Origin of the sequence: Acinetobacter defluvii, from assembly GCF_001704615.3 — a bacterium.
GTDB lineage: Bacteria > Pseudomonadota > Gammaproteobacteria > Pseudomonadales > Moraxellaceae > Acinetobacter > Acinetobacter defluvii.
On sequence record NZ_CP029397.2, the window covers coordinates 2431480 to 2451747 of the forward strand.

General features: G+C 36.4%; 14 protein-coding genes, 2 tRNA genes and 3 pseudogenes. 10 read left to right on the forward strand and 9 right to left on the reverse strand.

The window, feature by feature from the left end; translation table 11 throughout:
• Window positions 1-15 precede the first annotated feature (15 nt).
• Complete coding sequence (locus DJ533_RS14030; protein ID WP_065995510.1) at window positions 16-963, reverse strand: GGDEF domain-containing protein; 948 nt, start codon at window positions 961-963, stop codon at window positions 16-18.
• A gap of 359 nt (window positions 964-1322) precedes the next feature.
• On the opposite strand from DJ533_RS14030, the pseudogene DJ533_RS14035 reads away from it, so the two are divergent.
• The 3 pseudogenes from DJ533_RS14035 to DJ533_RS14045 all read left to right on the forward strand — a co-directional run.
• A pseudogene (locus DJ533_RS14035) lies at window positions 1323-1992 on the forward strand (IS1595 family transposase).
• A 56-nt stretch (window positions 1993-2048) separates the two neighbouring features.
• Window positions 2049-2392 (forward strand): annotated as a pseudogene (locus DJ533_RS14040) (IS630 transposase-related protein).
• A gap of 383 nt (window positions 2393-2775) precedes the next feature.
• Window positions 2776-3077, forward strand: a pseudogene (locus tag DJ533_RS14045) (IS701 family transposase); the annotation flags it as partial.
• Between the two features lie 128 nt (window positions 3078-3205).
• On the opposite strand, the gene DJ533_RS18955 reads toward DJ533_RS14045, so the two are convergent.
• Window positions 3206-7135, reverse strand: a complete 3930-nt coding sequence (locus tag DJ533_RS18955; RefSeq protein ID WP_065994658.1) for a YadA-like family protein — start codon at window positions 7133-7135, stop codon at window positions 3206-3208.
• Between the two features lie 346 nt (window positions 7136-7481).
• Here DJ533_RS18955 and DJ533_RS14055 point away from each other — a divergent pair, with 346 nt between their 5' ends.
• Window positions 7482-7850, forward strand: a complete 369-nt coding sequence (locus DJ533_RS14055; RefSeq protein WP_065994659.1) for a transcriptional regulator — start codon at window positions 7482-7484, stop codon at window positions 7848-7850.
• Between the two features lie 306 nt (window positions 7851-8156).
• Here DJ533_RS14055 and groL read toward each other — a convergent pair whose 3' ends face one another.
• The 4 genes from groL to DJ533_RS14075 form a co-directional block, all read right to left on the reverse strand.
• Window positions 8157-9791, reverse strand: coding sequence for a chaperonin GroEL (groL, locus tag DJ533_RS14060; protein ID WP_065994661.1), 1635 nt, complete (start codon window positions 9789-9791; stop codon window positions 8157-8159).
• Window positions 9792-9849: 58 nt separating this feature from the next.
• The gene (locus tag DJ533_RS14065) at window positions 9850-10140 is read right to left on the reverse strand and encodes a co-chaperone GroES (RefSeq protein WP_065994662.1); all 291 of its coding nucleotides are present in this window, start codon (window positions 10138-10140) and stop codon (window positions 9850-9852) included.
• Between the two features lie 186 nt (window positions 10141-10326).
• Window positions 10327-11088: a metallophosphoesterase family protein gene (locus tag DJ533_RS14070; RefSeq protein ID WP_065994663.1), complete on the reverse strand. Its 762-nt coding sequence runs from the start codon at window positions 11086-11088 to the stop codon at window positions 10327-10329.
• On the reverse strand, window positions 11069-12007 hold the full coding sequence (locus DJ533_RS14075; protein ID WP_065994664.1) for a diacylglycerol/lipid kinase family protein: 939 nt from the start codon (window positions 12005-12007) through the stop codon (window positions 11069-11071). Before DJ533_RS14075 ends, DJ533_RS14070 begins: the two co-directional genes overlap by 20 nt.
• Before the next feature lie 407 nt (window positions 12008-12414).
• Here DJ533_RS14075 and DJ533_RS14080 point away from each other — a divergent pair, with 407 nt between their 5' ends.
• Both DJ533_RS14080 and DJ533_RS14085 read left to right on the forward strand, forming a co-directional pair.
• On the forward strand, window positions 12415-14247 hold the full coding sequence (locus tag DJ533_RS14080; protein WP_065994665.1) for a phosphoenolpyruvate carboxykinase (GTP): 1833 nt from the start codon (window positions 12415-12417) through the stop codon (window positions 14245-14247).
• A gap of 100 nt (window positions 14248-14347) precedes the next feature.
• The gene (locus DJ533_RS14085) at window positions 14348-14710 is read left to right on the forward strand and encodes a hypothetical protein (RefSeq protein ID WP_065994666.1); all 363 of its coding nucleotides are present in this window, start codon (window positions 14348-14350) and stop codon (window positions 14708-14710) included.
• A 110-nt stretch (window positions 14711-14820) separates the two neighbouring features.
• On the opposite strand, the gene glpD is transcribed toward DJ533_RS14085, so the two are convergent.
• Entirely contained in the window at window positions 14821-16338 is a 1518-nt protein-coding gene (gene glpD / locus DJ533_RS14090; RefSeq protein WP_065994667.1) for a glycerol-3-phosphate dehydrogenase, read from the reverse strand.
• A gap of 499 nt (window positions 16339-16837) precedes the next feature.
• On the opposite strand from glpD, the gene DJ533_RS14095 reads away from it, so the two are divergent.
• Window positions 16838-17266 (forward strand): hypothetical protein, encoded by a 429-nt coding sequence (locus DJ533_RS14095; protein WP_065994668.1) that lies wholly within the window; start codon window positions 16838-16840, stop codon window positions 17264-17266.
• Between the two features lie 39 nt (window positions 17267-17305).
• On the opposite strand, the gene DJ533_RS14100 is transcribed toward DJ533_RS14095, so the two are convergent.
• Both DJ533_RS14100 and folD read right to left on the reverse strand, forming a co-directional pair.
• Entirely contained in the window at window positions 17306-17974 is a 669-nt protein-coding gene (locus DJ533_RS14100; protein WP_065994669.1) for a class I SAM-dependent methyltransferase, read from the reverse strand.
• Window positions 17975-18112: 138 nt separating this feature from the next.
• A complete protein-coding gene (gene folD, locus DJ533_RS14105) occupies window positions 18113-18961 on the reverse strand; it encodes a bifunctional methylenetetrahydrofolate dehydrogenase/methenyltetrahydrofolate cyclohydrolase FolD (protein WP_065994670.1) in 849 nt (282 codons plus the stop codon).
• A 152-nt stretch (window positions 18962-19113) separates the two neighbouring features.
• Here folD and DJ533_RS14110 point away from each other — a divergent pair.
• The 3 genes from DJ533_RS14110 to DJ533_RS14120 all read left to right on the forward strand — a co-directional run bounded on the left by DJ533_RS14110 (window position 19114) and on the right by DJ533_RS14120 (window position 20255).
• Window positions 19114-19187 (forward strand) — tRNA-Cys (locus tag DJ533_RS14110).
• A gap of 10 nt (window positions 19188-19197) precedes the next feature.
• Window positions 19198-19283 (forward strand) — tRNA-Leu (locus DJ533_RS14115).
• A 240-nt stretch (window positions 19284-19523) separates the two neighbouring features.
• Window positions 19524-20255: a hypothetical protein gene (locus DJ533_RS14120; RefSeq protein WP_065994671.1), complete on the forward strand. Its 732-nt coding sequence runs from the start codon at window positions 19524-19526 to the stop codon at window positions 20253-20255.
• Window positions 20256-20268: the final 13 nt, after the last annotated feature.

Genomic DNA, 20268 nt, shown 5'->3' on the forward strand with positions numbered 1-20268 from the left:
TAAAAATTAAAAACCTTAGCCATTTAAAACATAAATAGAATTAGCCCCTTGTTGTTTAGCATGGCGCACCGCCAAATCAAGCTGTTGCAAAATATCATGCGCACGGTAAGGTAAAGCCAAATGGTATATACCAATACATGCAGTCAATACGTCATTTTGCTGGTCTTGGATGGTAATATTTTCTTGGAAGATTCTCATTTTTAAACGTTCAGCCAAGGTAAATACTGCCCAAGAGGTCATATCTTTAATAACAATCACAAAACTTGATGAGTTTAAACGAAAAATACGTGCATGATCTGGATTTAACTCATCATCCAAAATATTACCGATTTCCATCAAGACGTGATCGCCTTGGGTATAGCTATGCAGTTGATTAAACTTTTTAAAATGGTCTAAGTCAATTTTCAAAAAAGTATATTTATCTGCTAAATTTTCAACGAGTTTTTCTTGCAGATATTGATCAAATGCCATTTTATTTGGCAAACCCGTAATATGATCAATAAACAAATGATCATGCAGTTTTTGATTATTTAGCAGTAATACTTTTTCACGACGTTTTAAACGGGTCACGTCTGCACAAACCAATATCACAGCATTAATTTGCTGATCCGCACTATACATTGCTTTAAAATAAGACAAGTAAAAATGACCTTTAGAATAAAATTCAAAATCAACTTGCTTTTCACCTGTTGCAAATTTTTCTAATGCAAGCTCAAAATCAGCATATAAACTGCTAGAAAATGCACTTAATAACTTACCATTTAAAAATAAAGCATCACTTTGAAAAATATCAGCAAATTGCTGATTAACAACGAGCAAACGAGAATCAAACTCTAAAATAGCAACAGGTACAGGTAACTTTGAAATAAAAGAAACTAAATCTAGTTTTTCAACACTTCTTAAGCTTTGGATAAAATCTACATTTGAAAGAATCTGATGAAGATGTGATCTTTCATTTTCCATGTATTACCCCAACAATTCATATAATATTTTATGCATATCTTAAACTATTTGATTCTTAGTCCAATTTACCTATTTCTTTGAAGATAATGTAGGATTACATACTAAAAACCAATAAAAATAAGCATTTTATTCAAAAAATGACAATTTTTTAAAGTGGTTAATTATAGTTTTTTATTGGTTAAAAATATATCAAATTTATAAAAAAGATTAAAATAAAAAATTCATATTTCTATCAATAAACATCCCTAACAAAGCAAAATTTTTAGAAATTATTTAAAAGGATAGGACTTACGCATTGGCAGTATTAAACAAGGGGCTTAGGAAGTAAACATATCTAAACTATATGGTAACTTCCTAATATGAAACATAAAAACAGATACTATTTACGTTCTAAAATTACAGAAGCGAAATTCAGGCAGATTATTCGCTTTTTTGCCATGGATTTTACTGCTACAGACACCGCTGAATTAACCAATATTTCTGTCCGATCCATCAATTCTATCTTCATCAAAATTCGTCATAAAATAGCCCAAGCTTGTGAAGAAATTTCTCCTTTTGAAGGTGTGGTTGAGCTTGATGAATCTTACTTTGGGGCACATCGTATTCGTGGTAAACGGGGACGTGGTGCTTCAGGAAAAACTATCGTTTTTGGACTGTTAAAACGAGAAGGTAATGTCTACACAGAAATTATACTCGATTGCTCCAAAGCCACGCTGCAAGGGATTGTCAGAGGTCATATTGAGCTGGACTCAGTGATTAATACTGATGGATGGCGTGGTTATGATGGGCTGGTCGATCTGGGCTTCAATAAACATCTAGGTGTTAATCATGGCAACAATGAGTTTGCATGTGGTGATCGGCATATAAACGGGATTGAATCATTTTGGGGATATGCAAAAAAGCGTTTAATTAAATTCAATGGAATTGACAAGAAAATGTTTTATCTGCATCTTAGAGTATCGTTTCAATCATCGGCACAGTAATTTGTACTTCAATTTGCTCAAACTACTCCGTGAAAACCCGCTGTAGCTTCTTAAGCCCCTAAACAATATAGCCAATCCTGCAAAAAGAAATACAATGATGATATGAGTTATCTAATCCCTTTTAGGAACAAAATATTAGCCAAGCTTGGAAGCAGGTCATTCTATTCGAGAAGTTGCTCTACAATTTGAAATTGATAAAAATACAATTGTCGAATGGAAGAAACGAATCGAAATAAAAGAACTCGACCAAGGAAACCCTCTAAAGTTGATGATGCACTATGTGCAGATGTTGAAAAATACCCTGATGATTTTAATATGAACGAGCTGCACGTTTTGGTTATGGTAAATCTACAATTGGCGATGTCCTTAAGCTACTAAAAATTAAAGTTAAAAAAAGACCTTACACCACCCAAAAACATAAACAGAACTCAGAGAACAATACTTAAAAGATTTAGAGCAATTAAAGTGGGTTTATTTGATTGCAAAGTGAATTCAGATGTATTTCACTTTTGGGTAGAGAAATTTTTAATACCAGAATTGCCAGAGAACAGTGTAATTGTCATGGACAATACTGCATTTCATAAACGATAAGATATTCAAGACTTAATAATGCAATATTGGCATCAAATACTCTGGCTTCCTCCTTATAGTCCAGATCTCAATCCTGAACAAACTTCAAGCACTGCTTGAAGTTTAGTGCAAGACGAAATGGAGAAAATGTGGGCATGGGCGAAGAAGAAAAGGAGAGAATGGCTAGTTGATTCGATAGATACTCTTTTTAATCGATTTTTTGATATATGTATGGGAGATTAGACGGTTTTACTATAGGTTTCAAGATTTACATGTAAGTCATTGGAAGGTTGAGCAATATCATCGAGTAATTAAACAAATATGTCATATTGAAAAGTTAAGGTTAGACGAGCGAAGCTCATTAACAATCATATTTTTGCATCATTAATGGCTTATGTGCAAATACAAAAAATACAATCGAATAATATTTTTATGAATATTTATCAGTTACAGAAGAGTGTATTTAGACTAATTATCAAGAGTTTCATTAATAGTTTTATTTTAGATAAGAATCATCTTCTGCCACAAAAGTGGGGGAAAATTATAGTGCGTAAGTCCTAAAGAAGATATTTTTCTGAAGTGCTTAGCATCAATTGATAACTTTAAAGTGTCAACTTTATTCAGGAAAAAATAAAGTGTAAAAAAATCCTCACATAAAGCGAGGATTTTTTATTAAGTTAAAAACTTAATTATTTGCCACCGAATACATAAGAAACACCGATTCGACCACCAACTTCGCTACCACCAGCAACACCGATTGCACCACTTAGCGATGTACGGCCATCACCAAATACTGTAGTCACACCTAGTGCACCTGCAGACTCACCTTCATAGTGACCTACACCGCCGAATACAGCAAACTGACCTGGTTGGATGTTAGGAACTGGTTGTTGAGCAGCTAATGCTATTGCAATACCACGATAAGCAGTTGATTCAACATCGTCTACACGACGATTCAAATCTGATGCAAATGAACGAACTTGCCCCATATTTGCAGCATCAGAATCTACAACACCATTCGCAACATTACCGATTACTTTATTACCAGCATTTAAACCTTTATCAGCATTGATCGTAACATCACCAACTTTAATTTCACCAGCTTTAATTGAAGTAGAACCTACAACCGTAGTTGTTGCTTTACCAGCAGCATCCGTTGTGATTTTTTCTTCAGTTAAAGTAATACCTTGAACATTATCCACACGAGTTTCAGATTTCGCTGTAGATGTCTTGTCCGCTGCAACTTTAGTTTCAGTACGATTAATAGTATCTGACTCAAAAGTATTAAACTTATCTGATACTGAGGTTTGTGTTTTAGCAACTACAGTTTTCACACCATCTGCTGCTGTATTGGTTTCAGAACCATAAACTTTAGCCGTTGTACTTTCATCTGTACGTAAAACAGAATCTGTGCCACGTGTAATACTTACATTAGTTGATTTACCATCTGTACCTGTTTTAGCTAAAGCTTCAGTGCGTTCAGAAGTATTCGTTTGCTTCACATCTTGAGATGCTAACAAGCCCATATCGGTGTTATTCACAACTTCATGCGATTTTGCAGATTGAGCATATGTATAACTAGATTTATCTTTATTACTTACAGCAGTTTCAAAGTTAGACTCAGCTTTTTTCTCTGTTGCAATTTTTTGGTCTGCTTGGTAAAACAAATCTTCAGTTTTAGCTGAACCTTTAGATGCCGTTGTACTCGCATCAGTAACAACTTTTCCGGTACTATTTAACTCTTTAACCTTGGAGCTTGTTAATGCATTTTTACCTTCTTGGTAATCTACAGCGGTTTCTTTGGTATTACTGTTATATTCATATGTATCTTTAACAACAGCTTCACCTTTAGCATTTAGCTCATAAGTCTTACCATTACCTGTAATTGTATTTGTTTTCACAGCATCACGATATTTATCGCTTTGACCGTGGTTATAAAGTGAAACATCATTAGTTGACTTAGAAGTTTGAGCAACTACATTACCATCTTTATAGGTATATTTTTCGCTTGAAGAATCTTGTTCAGATTTTTTGTAAGCAACTGCACCTGTTTGGTAAACATTTTCATCTACTTTTTTAGATGTAGATTGCTCACGAACAGCTTCTGTCGTAGCAAATTTAGGCTCTTGGATAGATTTAACTTCTTGACCTAATTCATCAATAGCTAAAACACCATTTTTAGACGCTAAAGAATTACCACCCTCATCTACACCATAGTATGGTTCAGAAGCGATAGTGATCAAGTCAGCTTTTTTGCTAGATGAGTTATTTGTTGTAGCAATCGTACGATCAAGTGCATTTTTACCTTCAGCATATTGAGTCGCTGCAAGTGACTTATCTTCTTTATCAAACCCAACGACTGTACCTTTAGCATCAGTTTCTTGGTTATCTTTTTTAGAAGAAGAAGTTTTAGTCCAAACTTTTTCTTGACCAGCTTGATATTGTTGTAAAGCAGCATTAGCAGAACTTGATTCAGTTGAAACACCAACAACTACAGCATTTCCTTTAGCATCAACCAATAAGTTACCTTCTTCATCACGATCAAAGTAAGTTTCTACTGCAACTTTAGATTCAGATTGAGTCGCTTCACGAGCTAAAGCATTTTTACCTGTTGCATATAATTTAACAGTTTCTGCTTTAGAAGATTTGTCAGAATTATAAACAGTTTTACCATCTTTTGAAGTTGTTGCAGTTTCAGAAGTTTGTTTAGCATTTAAGTCATAAACAGTTGCAGCACCATGGTCAACTTTTTCTTGGAAATCTTTTGTAGATTTTTCAATTTTAGCAGTATCTACAACAATCGCTTTAGCCGTACCAGCAGTAGGACCTATAAATGTCACCTCACTACGAATATCATTACCATCTAAATCTTGTCCAATGACAACATAATGACGTGTTTTGCCGTTTTCATCTTTCCAAGATCGAACTTGATCAATACTAACTTCTTTACCTTCATTAAGAATGATATTTCCATTAGCATCTTTATTGATATGAATAGAATTGTTTGAAGTTATTTGATCGTTAATAGAATCTTCAATAGTTAGAGCAACAGTACCCGCTTTAAAGCTTGCATCAGTACCCGCTTTAGTCACAACCGAACCAAGCGTTAATTTACCAAGTTGCTTGCTATCTGTAGTTGCTTGATCTGCTAATACACGATTTACTTCAATATTTTCTTGTTGGCTACGTGCATAGTCAGCAGAATCGTTTGATGTTGTTTTATTATGTGCTACAAAACCATCAGCATAGGTTTTTGTTTCACTTGTAGATGATTTAGCTAAAGTTTTTTGTACCGCTGAATCTGTAGCACGAGTGCTAATGCCATTGTTAAAGATCTCGTAATCTTTACCTTGATTTTTACCAGAAGCATATTGAGTTGGTTGATATGCTGAGTCAAATTTTTCATTTGATGTATCAGTTACTGTAGTAGAAGCAACAATCGGTTTGCCATTGGCTAGTTCATATTCGCCTTTCGCATTCTTTTTAAATTCACGATCTGTTGAGGATGTTGTAGAACTTAAAGAACTTTCATAAGCTAGATTACTCAAACCATCTTTATAAAATTTATCAGATTTAGTTTCGGTTGAGTTATTCACATAATTAAAGTTATCTAATAATGAAGTCGCTGTTTCATCAGTTTTAGATGTTGAACTTGTATCTACGCTTAATGCAGCAACTTGATCATAAGTTGTGTCTTTATTTGTATATGCTGTTTTCGTATTAACAACTTTAGACTCATCTAAAGATTTCTTGTCAGCACTTAAGCTATAACCTGCAACTTCACCTTTGTCATTATGTGCATAATCAGTTCTTACAGTTTCAGAAGTATTACTATGCTCAGAGGTAGTTAAACGACCAGCAGCATCTAAGCTTTGAATTTTACCTGCAGCATTTGCTTTAGATTTGAACGTTTCATCTTTAGAATTGAATTCAGATGCTACAGTACCTGTACTAATAAACTGTCCTGCAATTTCTTTACCATTTGCATCACGTTTAGCTTCAGATTTGAGATCTGTAACTTTTTGTTGATGCTCTTCAGTTGTTGCACGGCTATCAGCGGCAACATAAGCAGTGCTCACGTTTTTGCTATAGAAGCTTTTTTTAATAGCATCATTAACTTTTGCTAAATCATCAGCGCTAAATTCGAATGATGAATCTTTAGTACGTTTTTCAGAACCTGCAACCTCAGCACCTTTATCATTTAACTGTACGCGTGTATTTGCAGCCCGGGTCACTACACCACTTTGTTGAGTGCTTTGTAAAATAAATTCATCACGACTTGATTGCGTATTTGCATCAGTGACTTTGTCATTAGTTGTTGTACTTGATGTTGCTACTTCACCTTTACGAGTTTCTGTATAACCGTATTGCTGATAACTAACACCATTATCTTCAACTTTTTTACCAGCTACTTTTGCTGTAGTGGATACTATTTTATCACTATTTGCTGTTTCACGTGTTAGTTGATTACCTTTTGCATCAACAGTACCACTGGTTTGATCGTACCCCCCTAATTTCGCATCTGTTGCTGGACGATAGCTATAATCAGCTGCCATAGTTGCGCTAGATAAAGTTGCAAGTGCAAGTGCAAGTGAAGTTTTTTTGGTTACTAATTTCATAAATTATTCCTGCTGAATATTATTTCAACGTTGTTCAAGCATATTTAACTTCTAATAAGTATTTATTGTAGAAGTTAGACATTTTTTTGTTTCCCATAGGGATTCTAATATTGCTTTAAATATATATCAATCAAAACTTGATTTATTTTTAAATTAAAAATTGATTAATTAATTCTTTTTTTAAGAAAGGATTACTGTATTTTTCATGTAACATTAAAAAAATTAAACGTAGCAATTTGTATGAATTACTTTTATTTAACTCGTTATGTATTTATAATGGATAATATTTTTTAATTTCCATATATACTGATATAGAAATTATTGCAGAGGGTATTGATACATTTATATGGATAAAATTCATGAAAAAAAGGCTTTTAGTGAAAGATTAAAATCAAGCCTTGATCAATTACAACATCCAATAAGTCCCACTTATTTATCAAAACAATTTAACCTGAGATATTCTGGTTCACCGATCAGTACCCAAACTGCACATAACTGGCTAAATGGAAATGCAATTCCTAGTCAAGAAAAATTGCAGATCATTTCAATATGGTTACGTGTCAGTAGTGAATGGTTAAGATATGGCGAAGGCTCATCCACTCAAAATTTTGTTGTAAATATAGAATCCATAAAGTTTAATAACAAATTTGATTTGCTTTCGAAAAAACAACAACAACTTATTTTAGATCTAATTGATCAGCTAATTGAACATTAAGCCTCAATAGATCCAGTTCTGATTTCAACTCTTCATTAGCCTTGGTGAGTTTTCTAATTTCCTTTTGGTATTCTTGTATTTTAGCGTATAAATACTTTAGTTCACTTACCTGAATATAAGCTTTCGATTCCTCTTCGGATGTTGTAAATAAGCTCAAAGTTTCTCCAAATATTATTGTTTATTGTTTGATTTACAATTTTATAAAAATTCACTACATATATTAAATCAAAGTTTGATTTATCTCAATATTTAAGTAAAAAAATCCTCGCATAAAGCGAGGATTTCTTATAGTCGGAAAGATATAAATTACATCATACCGCCCATACCACCCATGCCGCCCATATCAGGCATTGCAGGTTTATCTTCTGGGATTTCAGTAATCATACATTCAGTAGTGAGCATCAAACCTGCTACAGATGCAGCATGTTCAAGTGCAGAACGCGTTACTTTTGCAGGGTCAAGAATACCCATTTCAAGCATATCACCGTACTGTGAAGTTGCGGCATTATAACCGAAGTTACCTTCGCCATTTTTCACCGCGTTGATCACCACTGAAGGTTCATCACCTGCATTTGAAACAATTTGACGTAAAGGTGCTTCGATAGCACGACGTAAAATGTTAATACCTACATTTTGGTCATCATTTGCACCAGTCACACCTTCAAGTGCAGCAGCAGCACGTACTAACGCAACACCACCACCAGCAACAACACCTTCTTCAACTGCCGCACGTGTTGCATGAAGCGCATCGTCAACACGGTCTTTCTTCTCTTTCATTTCAACTTCAGTCGCAGCACCGATTTTGATCACTGCAACACCGCCTGCTAGTTTAGCAACACGTTCTTGAAGTTTTTCTTTGTCGTATTCTGAAGTTGATTCTTCGATTTGCGCGCGGATTTGTGTTACACGTTCAGCGATTTGCGCTGCATCACCTGCACCATCGACAATCACAGTATTTTCTTTAGAAACAGTTACTTTATGTGCTGTACCTAAGTCTTGAAGTGTTGCTTGCTCTAAGGTCATGCCTACTTCTTCAGAAATCACTGTCGCACCCGTTAAGATCGCAATATCTTGAAGCATCGCTTTACGGCGGTCACCAAAACCTGGCGCTTTTACTGCACACACTTTAATGATGCCACGCATGTTGTTTACCACAAGTGTAGCCAGTGCTTCGCCTTCAACATCTTCAGCGATGATTAAAAGTGGTTTACCCGTTTTTGCAACTGCTTCAAGAACAGTAATCAATTCACGGATATTGCTAACTTTTTTATCAACAAGCAAAATGAATGGATTTTCAAGTTCAGCAGTTAAAGTATCTTGTTTGTTTGCAAAATATGGGCTGATATAACCACGATCAAACTGCATACCTTCAACAACATCAAGCGCATCTTCAAAGCCCGAACCTTCTTCAACAGTGATCACGCCTTCTTTACCCACGCGTTCCATTGCTTGTGCAATGAGTTTACCCACTGTTTCATCAGAGTTTGCAGAAATCGAACCGACTTGCTCGATTGCTTTCGTATCTGAAGCAGGTTTAGCCGTTGCTTTGATATTTTCAACAACAGCACGTACTGCAAGGTCGATCCCGCGTTTTAAATCCATTGGGTTCATACCTGCTGTTACAGATTTGATCCCTTCATTTAAAATTGCTTGCGCTAATACAGTTGCAGTTGTTGTACCGTCACCTGCAATATCATTGGTTTTTGAAGAAACTTCACGAACCAATTGTGCACCCATATTTTCAAATTTGTCTTTCAAAGAAATTTCTTTTGCAACAGTTACACCATCTTTAGTGATGTGTGGCGCACCAAAAGAACGGTCGATCACTACGTTACGACCTTTAGGACCTAAAGTTACTTTAACCGCATCTGCAAGCGTATTTACACCTGCGATCATTTTTGAACGCGCTGAATCACCAAATTTTACGTCTTTAGCTGACATGTTTAACTCCAAATATTCTTAATTTTTACAATCAATTATCAGATATCAAAAATCTGTATTAGCCTTCTAATACCGCTAAAATATCAGATTCTTTCATTACTAGAAGCTCTTCACCATCAACTTTTACTTTTGTACCCGCATAAGCACCAAACAATACGTTATCACCTACTTTTACATCTAAAGCACGAACGCCATTGTCAGTAATTTTACCATTACCGACAGCAATCACTTCACCCTGTGCTGGCTGTTCAGCAGCAGAAGTACTCAAGATCAAACCGCCTGCAGTCTTAGTTTCCTTTTCTACACGGCGAATCACAACGTTATCATGTAAAGGACGAATATTGCTCATTTATAACTCCATCGACATTTTAGCAATGTCATTGATTACGATGCGAAGATGACTTCTTATTCCTCGGTCATCAACAAAATTTTGATATGACACTTTTGTGGGGATTGAAAAAAACGCTTCAAGGGGAAATACAAAAAATATTATTTATTTCGTCTATTTTTTACTCAAATAAAACAAATTCTTCACTTACTTTGTGGCTACGACAAAACTTTGTGAGTTTTCATCAAATAAAAAATGTTCAAAACGACCATCCACATGCACAACATTAAACCCATTTGGACTTTGTCCATGCAAACGCTCAGAAATTGCTGTTCCTGCAATCACATCATATAGAGGATTTGGTAAATTTAAATTTAGAATCGGATTTAAATCATTTACCGCTGCATTATGTAAATGCCCATGCAACAAGGCATACGCCCCCTGTGCCCCCCATTTTTTTGCCGCTAAGACAGCCAAAACGGGGCAGTCCTTGGCATGTTTACTCTCTTCTGCAATGTAAAAAGGCTGATGCACAGCAATAATTTTTAATTTATTTTTCGGTGCAAGTTCAAGGAGCTTTGCAACTTTTTGGATTTGCTCCAAAGATACATGACCACGCGTGTGATAACGTCGACGGATACTATTTACCCCAACAATATAAAAATGTTCAGTAATTAAGGTTTTTTCTAAACTACCAAAAAAAAGCTGATATAAAGTAAAAGGTCGAAATGCTCTTTTCCAAATATGATACAAAGGAATGTCATGGTTGCCTGGAATGACTAAATAAGGCGTGTTTAATGATTCTAAAAACTGCTTACAATGATAAAATTCACTTAATTTTGCACGCTGTGTAAGATCGCCACTGACCACCACAACCTCTGGCTGATGGGTCGCACAAAAATCTTGTATCGCTCGCATACATGCTTGTCTTTCTGTTCCAAAGTGCAAATCAGACAGATGTAATAACATTTGGCACCATGATATTTAAAGCATTTTTCTCAACATGTAATTTTAAGGGTGTTCTCATCTCTACAATTTCACCATCTAAAGCCACTGTAAGTTTTGGTTTCGCTGAATACACTTTCACATTTTCAGCACTAAAGCTATAAACATCTGCCGCTTTTTCTAAATGTCCACGTATCGTTTGGAACAATGTCTTAAATAATGTGAGCTTATCTCCTTTGGCAATGACTACCCCTGCAACCAAACCGATTTCCGCACATTTGGCGATTTTAAGTTTCATTTCTTGTAGCTGTAATTGATTATTACCAAAGAAAATTAACGGTGTTTTGACAGGATAAAGTTTACCATCAACTTCAACTTGTAATTTTAACTCTTTGCGGTCACGGATCAGTACATCGAGCCCTGAAGTATAGGCATTTAAAGGAAATCTCCCCCACTTTTTATTGTAAATTTCTCGTTTTTTAATAAATAAAGGATAAAGTCCTAAACTTGCGTTATTTAGATAAATATATTCATTAATACATGCCACATGCACAGCACGAATCTGTCCAGTTGCGATCACCTCAGCCGCTTGTAAAATATCCAAAGGAATATTCAAAACACGTGCAACATAATTAAATGTTCCTAGGGGAAGAATGCCCATGGGAATCTCTTGATGCAACAATTCTGAAGCAACTGCATTTAAAGTCCCGTCCCCTCCTGCAGCCACCACCACGCCTTGATTGGTATATTTTTGATGACGTTGAAATACTGCGGTCATCAGTTGTTTAATATTTGCTGTTGAAGCGATATCAAAAACCTGAATTTCATATCCATGTTTCGTCCAAATCGTCATTAACTGCTCATAGACTTCATCTTTTTTAGTGGCATGAAATCCTGATTTTTCATTGTAAATAAGCGACAATGGCTTTAATTGAGTGTTCATAAAGAGTTTATTTTTAGAGTAACCTCTTTATTTTTGACGTTTTTTTAGACATTTAAAAGTACCTTTATGTAAAATTTGAATTAATGCCATTTATTTAATCAATAATCATTCTTAATCAAGTTTTTAGAATTAAACTTTGATTAATAATATTATTTTTATAAAAAATAACATACATTAAACTGCTTGATATGCTTATATTAACCACAAAAATAACTACATTTATAAAATTATCAATAACTTATATAAAATATTACATTTAGTATCTTTTACGGCTTTAGTCTTATTTTTTTTATGAATATATGCTTTAATACAGCCACTTTTTTTCATACTTAAATCTCAATGAAGCACCCTTCATTTAGATTTTATTTTGTACAGCACAATTGTACACTTTTGAGATAGGCCTCACCATGACCCAAGTGAACGCACCAGAATTCGTTCGTCATCCCAAGCTCATTGCATGGGTTGAAGAAATTGCTAAATTAACCAAACCTGCAAAAATTGAATGGTGTGACGGAAGCGAAGAAGAGAATCAACGTTATATCGACTTGATGATCGCTAACGGCACTATGCAAGCATTAAATCAAGAAAAACATCCAGGCTCTTATTTAGCGAATTCTGATCCTTCTGACGTAGCACGTGTTGAAGGTCGTACTTTTATCTGCTCTGAAAACAAAGAAGATGCTGGTGCGACAAACAACTGGGAAGCTCCCGCTGAAATGCGTGCTCGCTTAAACGGTTTGTTTGATGGTGCAATGAAAGGTCGTACTATGTATGTGGTTCCATTCTCTATGGGTCCACTTGGTTCGCACATTGCACATATCGGTATCGAACTAACAGACTCTCCGTATGTTGCTGTAAGCATGCGTAAAATGGCTCGCATGGGTAAAGCTGTTTACGATGTTTTAGGCACTGACGGTGAATATGTACCTTGTGTACATACTGTAGGCGCACCTTTAGAAGAAGGTCAAAAAGACGTTGCTTGGCCATGTAATGCTGAGAAATATATTGTGCATTACCCAGAAACACGTGAAATCTGGTCTTATGGTTCAGGTTACGGCGGTAATGCATTATTAGGTAAAAAGTGCTTAGCGTTACGTATTGCCTCTTCTATGGGTCGTCAACAAGGTTGGCTAGCAGAACATATGCTGATCCTTGGTGTAACAAATCCACAAGGTGAAAAACACTATATCGCTGCGGCATTCCCATCTGCATGTGGTAAGACTAACTTTGCGATGTTAATTCCACCAGCAGGTTATGAAGGCTGGAAAATTGAAACTGTAGGTGATGATATTGCTTGGATCAAGCCAGGTGAAGATGGTCGCTTATATGCAATTAACCCTGAGGCTGGCTTCTTCGGTGTGGCACCAGGTACAAATACCAAGACCAATCCAAACTGTATGGCAACACTTCATAAAGACGTGATCTATACAAACGTTGCGGTAACAGACAATGGTGAAGTGTGGTGGGAAGGTCTTTCTAAAGAAGCACCTGCTAACCTTACTAACTGGAAAGGTCAACCACACACTGGCGAAGAAAAAGCAGCACATCCAAACGCTCGCTTCACAGTTGCTGCAGGTCAATGCCCTTCTATCGATGCTGACTGGGAAAATCCAGCAGGTGTTCCAATTTCTGCGTTCATCTTCGGTGGTCGCCGTGCGGATACAGTACCTTTAATCTCAGAAGCATTTGACTGGGTTGACGGTGTATATAAAGCAGCAACAATGGGTTCTGAAACAACTGCTGCAGCTGTTGGTCAACAAGGTGTTGTTCGTCGTGACCCATTTGCGATGCTTCCATTTGCTGGCTATAACATGGCTGACTACTTCTCTCACTGGTTAGAACTTGGTGAAGAAGTAGCTGCAAAAGCTGCTGCCCATGGCAACAAGTTACCAGGCATCTATAATGTGAACTGGTTCCGTCGTGATGCGGAAGGTAATTTTGTATGGCCTGGTTTCGGTCAAAACATGCGTGTTTTAGAGTGGATCATTGACCGTTGTGAAGGTCGTGCAACTGCTGTAGATACTCCAATCGGTCGTGTTCCAACCTATGAGCAATTAAACTGGACGGGTTCTGACTTTACCAAAGAACAGTTTGATCTAGTAACTTCACAAGACAAAGATCAGTGGATCAAAGAACTTGAAAGCCATACTGAATTATTTAATAAATTAGGTGATCGCTTACCTAAAGCACTTAAAGCTCGTCAAGACGAACTTTTAGAAGCTGTGAAAAAATCTGCTTAATTTAAAAGATTAAGTGAAAAAAGACCGCCAAGTGCGGTCTTTTTTCATATAGATGAAACACCTATAAATTATTCAAACAACATTTTTAATGGGGATCACAATGAAAAAAGTTGTATTCATCAGTCTCAGCCTAGCACTTTGTTCTAATCTTGCTTTTGCAAATGAAAACACGCCACTAACCACGCAGTCATCACTGTGTTTATTTAATGGCACACCCTCAGTAGAATTTAAAACAATTAAAAAAATTAAAGTCGGCAAAGGTACTTATGGAGGTTTTACTGACTTATATCCACGTTTACATGAAGTCGCTGATAAATATCAAGCCAACGCTGTGATTAACTATACAGTAAGCCAACGTTTTGGCTTTTGGCCTTGGCGAATTGTACGTCCTGTCGGGATGGGAACAATGGTGAAAATTAATACTGCATTTGATTGTAAAGCACTAGGCGGAACAGCAATTTAATGTTCTAGTACCCCCCTATGCTTTACTTTTAGCTAGACACCCACACCCATAAACGACCAATTAATAACCTTCATTAAGGTCAGTGATGCTGACCTTAATGATCACTATAATTAAGCTACATCTTTTTGCAATCTTCGTTCATGTAATGCCAGCAAGTATGCATCTAATATTTGAACCTGTTCAGTATCAAATTCTAAATATAATTTTGTTCTACGTTTTAAAATATCTTCACTACTGATCGCCCATTCATGCTCAACCAAATAATCCACTTCTTGCGCATATAAACCATAACCAAAATCTTGCCCTAACGCTTGAACATGGCTGATATTTTCCAATATTTTCCAAATACGAGTGCCATAAGCATGCGCCCAACGCACTGCCGTTTCAAGTTGGACAGCTTTAATTCTGACTAAAATTTGTTCTACTAAGGCATCTACTGAATGTAAATTTTCAGCACCAGGCAATACCGCTTTTTCAGTCCATTTTTTACCGACATCCTTAAAAAATGGTTGAATTTTTTCTAGAGCTGACTCAGCCAACTTACGATAAGTGGTAATTTTCCCACCAAAAACGGATAATAAAGGTGCTTGATCAACATCATGATTCAGCGTCAAAGTATAATCTCGTGTGACTGTAGAGGCTTGATCAGAATCATCATTACAAAGTGCTCGCACACCTGAAAAGGTATATAAAATATCCGCTTGTGTCAGTTGTTTTTTGAAATGATCATTACACACATCCAGCAAATAGTCGATTTCATGTTGTGTGATTTCAACATGATTTGGATCTGCTTGGTATTCTCGATCTGTGGTACCAATTAAAGTAAACTTATTCAAATATGGAATTGCAAAAACAATGCGTTGATCATCATTTTGCATGATAAAGGCTTTATCTTCAGGATACATTTTCGGCACAATAATATGACTGCCCTGAATCATGCGAATGGCATATTCAGATGCAACCTGTGCCGTATTTTTTAAAAATTGCGTTACCCAAGCTCCCGTTGCATTCACTAAAACTTTGGCTTGAATGGTATAACAGCCTTTCGCATTTTCTATTTCAACCCTCCATATTCCATTTTCTTGAGTCACAGCACGACAATAACTACGTGTTATAATTTTTGCACCTTTTTCTTTGGCTTGTAACGCATTCAAAATCACTAAGCGACTATCATCTACAGCACAATCTGAATATTCAAAACCTTGCATAATTTCATTTTTGAGTGGGCTATTTTCTGCCTGAAATTTCACATGACTAGAACCTGCCAATCGCTCTCTTTTACCTAAATGGTCATAAAAGAATAAACCTGTACGAATCAACCACGCAGGTCTTAAATGCGGCTGATGTGGCATGATAAAACGTAAAGGGCGAATAATATGTGGTGCTTTCACCAATAAAATTTCACGTTCCAATAAAGCTTCTCGAACTAAACGAAACTCTTTATGCTCTAAATAACGTAACCCACCATGAATCAGCTTACTACTTGCTGAAGAAGTATGGCTAGCCAAATCATCTTTTTCACATAAAAATACAGACAAACCTCGCCCTGCTGCATCGGCTGCGATGCCTACGCCATTAATACCACCACCAATCACACAGACATCATATACTGTTAAATGCTCTTGCATACCGCTCCCTCTTTTGATGATAGTTATAGTTGTTATTTGAAATCAGATATTTGATTAAACTGAACCTATATTTAGATGATTTATACACTACTCAGCATTCTGTAAAATACAGCAGTTTTATGAAGTATCAGTTTAACTCCTATGACAAAACTACTTTATCCATCACTTAGATGTGTTCACAACCAAGTCAACCTATCCCAATTTATAACATTAAGTTTCAAAAATATGGCATATAAAAAGGATAATTTTCATCTATTAAATTACTACTCAGTGTCTGCTTGATGACTGTTATTCTTTATAAAGATCAAAATGAATATTGCTTAACTATTGATAAGCAATTAAATATTCTTATTTTGTTTTTTACATACTCAATATATAGCTGCACTTTTTTTGTAATTTAGTTTTAGCAAAGCTATTTTAGGAATAGGCAAATCAGTCATCGTTTAATCTTTAGAGCTATGGCATACTTAAAACAACAATCGTGTGGAACGTACTAAAGATGAAAAAAATTGGATTATTAGGTTTAGGATTCGTTATTTTAGGGTTAAGCGCTTGTCAAACCACACCTCGTCAATACAACGGCGTAACGGGTTATCAAATTGAAAATCAAACAGCCGACACTGTAACGCTTGCATATACTTTAGCAGGACGAGCAAACCAACAATTAGATGCCAACAAACTGCAACGTGCATGTCAAAAAGTTTTAGGTGCGAACAAAACCTATAAAATTTCTGTGTTGAGTATTAATGAAATTGCCAATCCTGCTGCAATTCCTGATGAGCAATATGGGGTTCAACTAGGACATTCACGTACTTCAGTAGGTTTATCCAACACGCAAAGCGTAAATAGCAGTGAAAACTATGCGACACGTCAAGCGCTTGAAACTCGCCCAAGTACATTACATGTGGTCCGCTATACTTGTTCGTAATTTTTTAAATGGTTTTTAATCAATAAAATAAGACGCTTTTTATAGCGTCTTATAGAAACTTACATTACGAAACTCCTTGGCTTCATCCAAATCAGGCCAAGTCGTCGCACTACGTTCATCCAACTTTTGATAGTGTGGATGACTAAAATTTTTCACCCGACTGTCTGCTACCCACACTTCAGGGGCAAATTTTAAAAACTCATCCAAGAAAAAACGGTTGCATTGATCATATAAAACATCGGCTGCGAGTAAAACATCCACTTGCTCGGCTTTATATAGATCATCTAAATATTCAAGTTCGACATTATTTAGTACAGCATTTTCACGACAAGCATTTAAGCTCACTTGATCAATATCGCAACAAATTACACGTTTCGCCCCTGCTAGTTTTGCCGCAATAGCAACCACACCTGAGCCTGCGCCAAAATCCAGCACTACTTTATCTTTAACATGATGTGGTTCTGCAAGTAACCATTGCGCCATAGCCAAACCTGATGCCCAGCAGAAGATCCAATACGGCGTATCATTCCATATTCGACGAATGACTTCATCATCCAAACGATCTGTTGGAAATACAGGCGGAATTAACCATAGGGAAATTGGTGTATCTGGTAATTGCTGAGCATGTAATTCACAGTACGGAATGACTTCATGCAAAGCTTCTAGTAGGTGTTGTGGGGCTTTTGGAAATTGAAATGTACAGCTCATAGTTTCTTTTAATTCATTTTAATGTTGAGAGTCCCCTCTCCTTTCAGGAGATGAGTAGCACTGCTACAAAGGGATAAGCTCTCCCCATCCCCTTGCAAAGCCATGCTTCTCATCCCTAAGGGAGAAGGAGCAAAAGCATTAACCCAATTCTTTCTCAGCCGCCTCAACAGTCTGACGAATTAACGTAGTAATCGTCATCGGTCCTACACCACCCGGTACAGGTGTATAAGCAGAAGCAATTTCTTCGATACCTACAAGCTGAATATCGCCAACACCACCGCCATCACGTGGATGGAAACCAGCATCAACCACTACAGCGCCTGGCTTAATCCAATCTTTTTGGATCAATTCAGCTTTACCTACCGCCCCTACAAGAATATCCGCTTGCTTCACAAAGCTTGCTAAATCTTGAGTACGGCTATGACAAATCGTCACAGTGGCATTCGCTTCAAGTAACATTGCTGCCATGGGTTTGCCTAAAATTGCTGAACGACCGACGACAACCGCATGCTTACCAGCAATTTCAATATTATTTTCTTTTAAAATCGTCATGATGCCGGCGGGCGTCGCTGAACCATATGCAGCCTCACCCATTGCCATACGACCAAAACCAAGACAAGTTACCCCATCCACATCCTTTGCCAATGAAATTGCATCGAAGCAGGCACGTTCATCAATTTGCGCAGGTACTGGGTGTTGTAAAAGAATGCCATGTACATCAGGATTAGCATTTAATTTTTCAATTTCAGCCAACAATTGCTCAGTCGTCGTTTCTGTTGGTAATTCAACTTTTAAAGAATCCATACCAACACGACGACACGCATTCCCTTTCATACGCACATATGTTGCAGATGCACCATCATCCCCCACTAAAATCGTTGCTAGAATTGGGGTACGACCTGTTTTTGCTTTTAACGCTTCTACACGTATTAACAAGTCAGCTTCAATTTGTTTTGCCAATGCACGACCATCTAAAACTAATGCCACGGCACATCTCCAATGTTGATCTGAATCAATTTCGCACATAATACATGATTATTTTGACTATTTTATTCTATATGCCGAAATTATGTGCATATACATTCTGATAAGTATTGTTTTTTTTTCAAAGATTGCTAATATGTGCATCACCAAGAGATGGCGGGGTGGCAGAGTGGTCATGCAGCGGACTGCAACTCCGTGTACGCCGGTTCGATTCCGACCTCCGCCTCCAATCTTGTTTAGCCCGAGTGGTGAAATCGGTAGACACAGGGGATTTAAAATCCCCCGCCCACAAAGCGTGCCAGTTCGAGTCTGGCCTCGGGCACCATTTTAATACTTCTTAAAATGGTGCAATAAAATTTCCAGCGATCAGCTGGTTTTTTTATGCCTAAAATTCATTACCCCATGTTTAATCTCTTACACCTGGGACCAATAATAATCAAAATAAGTAAATTTTCATCAATCCCTTGCCCAACTTTCCACTCAACACGTACAATGTTGTAATTTTTAAATTTTGTGGTTTGATAAGGCTGTGTAGTGAATTCACTACATTTCCCTACTGACGAATATGCGCACATCCCAACAAGTTTCTATTTATTTACAGCAATTGCAGAAAAAATACCCTCAGGCATTTAAACGTAATTATTTGTTTTATAGTCAAATAAAAACCAAAGGAATTTTGGATGAATTGCGTGAATTTATTCCTTGGGTGCTTGCTGTTATGATTTTTGTCAGCATTGATTTTGTATTAGGAAATTATATAGCAACTCATTTTCAACAATTTGATGCTACACAAGCCAAAGGGATTGCCATACTGATTATCATGTTATTTTTCATGTTGATCGTACCCATAATCATTAAGCAAATTAAACACAGTTCCACGCATCTTTATCAACAATTTAAAAATATCCCACTTAAACTTGCGGTTATGATTATTCTACAAAGCCTAAATATTGCTTTTATTCAAAGTATGTTCTTACAAGGTGTCTTATTTTTCTTTGCCTTAAGTTTTGGTTTTGTCAAATTTTATAAAGAAAATATGTTCAGAGAAAGCACCAGTCATATTGATTATTACCAATTACAACAAGTACGTCGTGCCTGTTTTTGGTCATATAAACAAGCCCTAAAAGCCAAATCAAAGTTGAAATATTTAAACAAAAATTCTGTAAAAGCGCAGCAAGCACAAACACAACTTGCGCAATATTTAGAATTACATTTACAACTTTTAAAATATGAAAATGAAATGTCCAAGTCTTATAAATTTATCGACTTGGACGAATATATGGATAGTTTGATGTGATTTGCTAAAAATT

What these genes read in the sequence shown, in the direction of transcription:
- DJ533_RS14030 (WP_065995510.1), bottom strand. Translation starts at nt 963, where the DNA reads ATGGAAAATGAAAGATCACATCTTCATCAGATTCTTTCAAATGTAGAT.
- DJ533_RS18955 (WP_065994658.1), bottom strand. Translation starts at nt 7,135, where the DNA reads ATGAAATTAGTAACCAAAAAAACTTCACTTGCACTTGCACTTGCAACT.
- DJ533_RS14055 (WP_065994659.1), top strand. Translation starts at nt 7,482, where the DNA reads ATGGATAAAATTCATGAAAAAAAGGCTTTTAGTGAAAGATTAAAATCA.
- groL (WP_065994661.1), bottom strand. Translation starts at nt 9,791, where the DNA reads ATGTCAGCTAAAGACGTAAAATTTGGTGATTCAGCGCGTTCAAAAATG.
- DJ533_RS14065 (WP_065994662.1), bottom strand. Translation starts at nt 10,140, where the DNA reads ATGAGCAATATTCGTCCTTTACATGATAACGTTGTGATTCGCCGTGTA.
- DJ533_RS14070 (WP_065994663.1), bottom strand. Translation starts at nt 11,088, where the DNA reads ATGTTATTACATCTGTCTGATTTGCACTTTGGAACAGAAAGACAAGCA.
- DJ533_RS14075 (WP_065994664.1), bottom strand. Translation starts at nt 12,007, where the DNA reads ATGAACACTCAATTAAAGCCATTGTCGCTTATTTACAATGAAAAATCA.
- DJ533_RS14080 (WP_065994665.1), top strand. Translation starts at nt 12,415, where the DNA reads ATGACCCAAGTGAACGCACCAGAATTCGTTCGTCATCCCAAGCTCATT.
- DJ533_RS14085 (WP_065994666.1), top strand. Translation starts at nt 14,348, where the DNA reads ATGAAAAAAGTTGTATTCATCAGTCTCAGCCTAGCACTTTGTTCTAAT.
- glpD (WP_065994667.1), bottom strand. Translation starts at nt 16,338, where the DNA reads ATGCAAGAGCATTTAACAGTATATGATGTCTGTGTGATTGGTGGTGGT.
- DJ533_RS14095 (WP_065994668.1), top strand. Translation starts at nt 16,838, where the DNA reads ATGAAAAAAATTGGATTATTAGGTTTAGGATTCGTTATTTTAGGGTTA.
- DJ533_RS14100 (WP_065994669.1), bottom strand. Translation starts at nt 17,974, where the DNA reads ATGAGCTGTACATTTCAATTTCCAAAAGCCCCACAACACCTACTAGAA.
- DJ533_RS14120 (WP_065994671.1), top strand. Translation starts at nt 19,524, where the DNA reads ATGCGCACATCCCAACAAGTTTCTATTTATTTACAGCAATTGCAGAAA.